Source organism: Mycobacterium sp. (genome assembly GCF_050700595.1).
GTDB lineage: Bacteria > Actinomycetota > Actinomycetes > Mycobacteriales > Mycobacteriaceae > Mycobacterium.
In genome coordinates, this window is the sequence record NZ_JBOHHI010000113.1 from 1 (window position 1) to 5,554 (window position 5,554).

A 5,554-nucleotide genomic window follows, 5' to 3' on the forward strand; every position below is an offset into this window, starting at 1 on the left:
ATCATGAACTCGGAGCAGGCCAAGAATTACGGTATCATCGACCAAATCATCACCGCCCGTGAGCAATCCGCAGTCCTTGCCGAGGCACTAGAAGAAGCAAGCGCCAGCTAGCTAATTCAAGATCGACTGAAGGGATCACGGGATGCCGAAGTTCGGCGACGGGGGCGACCTGCTCAAGTGCAGTTTCTGCGGGAAGTCTCAGAAGCAGGTCAAGAAATTGATCGCCGGGCCGGGTGTCTACATCTGTGATGAGTGCATCGACCTCTGCAACGAGATCATCGAAGAGGAACTCGCCGACGCTGACGACGTCAAGCTGGACGAACTGCCGAAGCCCACCGAGATTCGGGACTTCCTGGAGGGCTATGTCATCGGCCAGGACACTGCCAAACGGACACTGGCCGTCGCGGTCTACAACCACTACAAGCGGATCCAGGCCGGCGAAAAGGGTCGTGAGTCTCGGTCCGGAGAGCCCGTCGAGCTGACCAAGTCGAACATCTTGATGCTGGGCCCCACCGGTTGCGGTAAGACCTATCTGGCCCAGACCTTGGCCAAGATGCTCAACGTGCCGTTCGCGATCGCCGATGCCACCGCGCTGACCGAAGCCGGTTATGTCGGCGAGGACGTCGAGAACATTCTGCTCAAACTGATCCAGGCCGCCGACTATGACGTCAAACGCGCCGAGACCGGCATCATCTACATCGACGAGGTTGACAAGATCGCCCGAAAGAGCGAGAACCCGTCGATCACCCGCCACGTCTCCGGCGAAGGTGTGCAGCAGGCGCTGCTGAAGATTCTCGAAGGTACTCAGGCGTCGGTGCCCCCTCAGGGTGGCCGCAAGCACCCGCACCAAGAGTTCATTCAGATCGACACCACCAATGTGTTATTCATCGTGGCCGGTGCGTTCGCCGGGCTGGAGAAGATCGTCGCGGACCGAGTCGGCAAACGCGGTCTGGGTTTCGGCGCCGAGGTGCGTTCCAAGGCCGAAATCGACACGACCGACCACTTCGCCGAGGTGATGCCCGAAGACCTGATCAAGTACGGGCTGATTCCGGAGTTCATCGGTCGGCTGCCGGTGGTCGCTTCGGTGACCAATCTGGACATGGACTCGCTGGTCAAGATCTTGTCTGAGCCGAAGAACGCGTTGGTCAAGCAATACACCCGGCTCTTCGAAATGGACGGTGTCGAACTGGAATTCACCCAGGATGCGCTGGAGGCCATTGCCGAGCAGGCGATCCACCGCGGCACCGGGGCCCGGGGCTTGCGCGCAATCATGGAGGAAGTCCTGCTGCCGGTGATGTACGACATCCCGAGCCGCGACGATGTCGCCAAGGTCGTGGTGACCAAGGAAACCGTGCAAGACAACGTGCTGCCGACGATTGTCCCGCGCAAGCCCTCGCGCGCCGAGCGCCGCGACAAGAGCGCCTGACCCGGATCGTCGCCCACCATACACCTTAAGGTGTATGGTGGTGTTATGTCGCGGACGAATATCGAGATCGATGACGAGCTTGTCACCGCGGCGCAGCGCCTTTACCGCCTCGATTCCAAGCGCAGTGCCGTTGACCTCGCGTTGCGACGGCTGGTAGGAGAGGCGCTGAGTGTGGAAGAGGCTTTGGCTCTGCAGGGCAGTGGTTTTGACTTCACTAACGACGAGATTGAGGCCTTTTCCGCTTCCGAGCGGGAGCAGCCCGACAAAGCGTGATCGCCGACACTTCCGTATGGATCGACTATTTTGCTACTTCGGCCTCGACCGCGAGTCGCTGGATGGCTGACCGCATCACGGACGGTACGCCGCTGGTCGTACCGGAAGTCGTACTGATGGAACTATTGATCGGGACTACCGACGAGCAGACCGCGGACATGCGTCGCCGGTTTATGCAGCGGTTCGACATCGAACCGATGGCGCCGGTTCGTGACGCGGAAAGTGCGGCGGCGATCCACCGACGTTGCCGGCGTGGTGGAGCAACCATCCGAAGTCTCATCGATTGTCAGGTGGCGGCAATGGCGCTGCGCCTGGATCTGGCGGTGGCGCATCGCGATCGCGACTTCGCCGTGATCGCTAAGCACTGCGGATTAAAGGAACTGCCGCTGTTTTGATCGTCGGTTCGGCGCCCCTGCTCCGGCCGCGAATCAGTACTCTGGTGGGCTGGCGGGTGTCGATAAGTGCCGCTGCCGCGACGGTCTTGTCCATCATCGTGGTGAACGCCGGGGCATCACGGCTATGCGTTCGTTAAGTAGCTGACGTTAGTCGCGCGTACATTTCGTTCTTAGACTTGGCGTGCCGGCAAAAGTGACGAACACCACAGTTTCACGTTGTATTAGTCCGCACCGCGGGTCTGACCTTGGCTTTCGCCGACATAAGGGTAAAGTTCTTATCCGCGTCGGCGTGAACGAAACCCTAAGAGCAGTGCAATAATCGGTACTGCCAGTGACATAAAAACTTGGCCGGGGGTCCACTCCGACGGCGGTCAACAGCGACGGAAGGCAGGGACGTGGGTCCGAACGACAACGGAGCCAGGTCGGAATCTCGTACCACAGCGGCGCCGGGGCGCCAGAAGCTGGAGAAGGTCGTCATTCGTTTTGCCGGAGACTCCGGCGACGGCATGCAACTCACCGGTGACCGTTTTACCTCCGAGGCCGCGCTGTTCGGCAACGACCTGGCCACCCAACCCAATTACCCGGCCGAGATCCGCGCCCCACAGGGCACGCTGCCCGGTGTCTCGTCGTTCCAGATTCAAATCGCCGACTACGACATCCTCACCGCCGGCGATCGGCCCGACGTGCTTGTTGCGATGAACCCGGCGGCGCTGAAGGCCAACATCGTCGACCTGCCGCGCGGCGGGCTGGTGATCGCCAACTCCGACGAGTTCACCAAGCGCAACCTCGCCAAAGTCGGCTACGAGGGCAATCCGCTGGAAAACGGCGAGCTGTCCGACTATGTCGTGCAACCGGTCGCGATGACCACACTGACGCTGGGCGCCGTCGAGGCGATCGGCGCGTCGAAGAAGGACGGCCAGCGCGCCAAGAACATGTTCGCGTTGGGCTTGCTGTCCTGGATGTACGGCCGGCAAGTCGAGGCCAGCGAGAGGTTTATCCGGGAGAAGTTCGCCCGCAAACCCGATATCGCCGAAGCGAACGTGCTCGCGTTGAAGGCGGGCTGGAACTACGGCGAAACCACCGAGGCATTCGGCACCACCTACGATGTCTCGCCGGCGAAGCTGCCGGCCGGCGAATACCGGCAGATCTCCGGTAACAGTGCACTGGCCTACGGCATCGTCACCGCGGGCCAACTCGCCGGCGTCCAGGTGGTACTGGGCAGTTACCCGATTACCCCCGCGTCCGACATCCTGCACGAACTGTCCAAGCACAAGAATTTCAACGTCGTCACCTTCCAGGCCGAAGACGAGATCGGCGGCGTTTGCGCTGCGTTGGGCGCGGCCTACGGCGGTGCGCTGGGGGTCACCAGCACCTCGGGGCCGGGGCTGTCGCTGAAATCCGAGGCGATCGGCCTCGGCGTGATGGCCGAACTCCCATTGCTGGTCATCGACGTACAGCGGGCCGGGCCGTCGACCGGGATGCCGACCAAGACCGAGCAGGCCGACCTGCTTCAAGCGATGTACGGGCGCAACGGCGAATCTCCGGTCGCGGTGCTCGCGCCGCGGTCGCCGTCGGATTGTTTCGAGACCGCGGTCGAGGCCGTGCGAATCGCGTTGTGCTACCACACGCCGGTGATTGTGTTGTCCGACGGCGCGATTGCCAACGGCTCCGAGCCGTGGCTTATCCCCGACCTGAGCAGCATCGCGCCCATCGAGCACGTCGTCGCCAAGGCGGGCGAACCGTTCCAGCCGTATGCCCGCGACCCGGAAACCCTGGCCCGCCAGTTCGCCATTCCGGGCACTCCCGGCCTGGAACACCGCATCGGTGGGCTGGAGGCGGCCAACGGTTCCGGCAACATCTCCTACGAGCCGGCCAACCACGACCTGATGGTGCGGTTGCGCCAGGCCAAGATCGACGGGATCCGGGTCCCCGACCTGGAGGTCGACGACCCGACCGGTGATGCCGAGTTGCTGCTGGTCGGGTGGGGCAGTACCTACGGTCCGATCGGTGAAGCGTGTCGGCGCGCCCGTCGCAAAGGCATCAAGGTTGCGCACGCCCACCTGCGTTATCTCAACCCATTACCGGCCAACCTGGGTGACGTGCTGCGCCGCTACCCGAAGGTGGTTGCGCCGGAGATGAACCTGGGCCAGCTGGCACTGCTGCTGCGGGGAAAGTACCTGGTCGACATACAGTTGGTGACCAAGGTTCAGGGTGTCTCGTTCCTGGCCGACGAGGTGGGACGCGTTATCCGCGCCGCCCTGGGCGGGACACTCGCCGAAATCGAGCAAGACAAGACGATGGTCGCCAGATTGGCAGCGGCTACCGTGGGAAGTGGTGTAGGAGCAGACGCATGACTGAAGTGATCGGCCACGACCTGGGATTGACCGCGCTGAGCGGGGTGCCCACCACCGACCAACCGCAAAAGTCCAAGGACTTCACCACTGACCAGGAGGTCCGCTGGTGCCCGGGCTGCGGCGACTACGTCATCCTCAACACGATGCGCAACTTCCTGCCCGAGCTCGGATTGCGCCGGGAGAACATCGTCTTCGTCAGCGGCATCGGCTGCTCCAGCAGGTTCCCGTACTACCTGGAGACCTATGGTCTGCACTCGATCCACGGCCGCGCGCCGGCCATCGCCACCGGTCTTGCGCTGGCCCGCGACGACCTGTCGGTGTGGGTGGTCACCGGTGACGGGGACGCGTTGTCGATCGGCGGCAACCACCTGATCCATGTGCTGCGTCGCAATGTCAACCTGACCATCTTGCTGTTCAACAACCGGATCTACGGCCTGACCAAGGGCCAGTATTCGCCGACCTCCGAGGTCGGCAAGGTCACCAAGTCCACCCCGATGGGGTCACTGGACCAGCCGTTCAACCCGGTGTCGCTGGCGCTGGGCGCCGAGGCGAGTTTCGTCGGGCGTGCGCTGGACTCCGACCGCAAGGGCCTCTCGGAGGTGCTGCGGGCGGCAGCTGAGCATCGCGGGTCCGCGCTGGTCGAGATCCTGCAGGACTGCCCGATTTTCAACGACGGCTCGTTCGATGCGCTGCGCAAGGAAGGCTCCGAGGAGCGGGTGATCAACGTCCACCACGGCGAGCCGGTCATCTTCGGCGCCAACAGCGAATACTGCGTGGTGCGCTCCGGCTTCGGCCTCGAGGTGGCCAAGACCGCCGACGTCAGCGTCGACGAGATCGTCGTGCACGACGCGCACGCCGCCGACTCCGCCTACGCGTTCGCGCTTTCGCGGCTGTCCGAGCAGAACCTCGAGCACGCGGTGATGGGTATCTTCCGGCAGGTCACCCGGCCAACCTACGATGACGCGGCACGGGCACAGGTCGGCGCAGCCAAGGAGTCCAAGCCGGCTGACCGCGCCGCGCTGCAATCGCTGGTGCGCGGGCGTGACACCTGGACCGTCGACTGACGTGACGCCGCCTGCGGCTGAGCCGGTTTCGTTGGCCGGGGT

Annotated in this window: 5 protein-coding genes; all 5 read left to right on the forward strand. The window is 63.3% G+C overall.

Going from position 1 to position 5,554, the window contains the following annotated elements; translation table 11 throughout:
* Nucleotides 1-142 precede the first annotated feature (142 nt).
* A complete protein-coding gene (gene clpX / locus ACRDTL_RS11205) occupies nt 143-1,426 on the forward strand; it encodes an ATP-dependent Clp protease ATP-binding subunit ClpX (RefSeq protein ID WP_431506780.1) in 1,284 nt (427 codons plus the stop codon).
* 45 nt (nt 1,427-1,471) lie between these two features.
* Nucleotides 1,472-1,699, forward strand: coding sequence for a type II toxin-antitoxin system VapB family antitoxin (locus ACRDTL_RS11210; RefSeq protein WP_431506781.1), 228 nt, complete (start codon nt 1,472-1,474; stop codon nt 1,697-1,699).
* On the forward strand, nt 1,696-2,094 hold the full coding sequence (gene vapC / locus ACRDTL_RS11215; RefSeq protein WP_431506782.1) for a type II toxin-antitoxin system VapC family toxin: 399 nt from the start codon (nt 1,696-1,698) through the stop codon (nt 2,092-2,094). Before ACRDTL_RS11210 ends, vapC begins: the two co-directional genes overlap by 4 nt.
* 395 nt (nt 2,095-2,489) lie before the next feature.
* A complete protein-coding gene (locus ACRDTL_RS11220) occupies nt 2,490-4,448 on the forward strand; it encodes a 2-oxoacid:acceptor oxidoreductase subunit alpha (protein WP_431506783.1) in 1,959 nt (652 codons plus the stop codon).
* A complete protein-coding gene (locus ACRDTL_RS11225) occupies nt 4,445-5,512 on the forward strand; it encodes a 2-oxoacid:ferredoxin oxidoreductase subunit beta (protein ID WP_431506784.1) in 1,068 nt (355 codons plus the stop codon). The genes ACRDTL_RS11220 and ACRDTL_RS11225 overlap by 4 nt, the downstream gene beginning before the upstream one ends.
* The last annotated feature ends 42 nt before the right edge of the window (nt 5,513-5,554 follow it).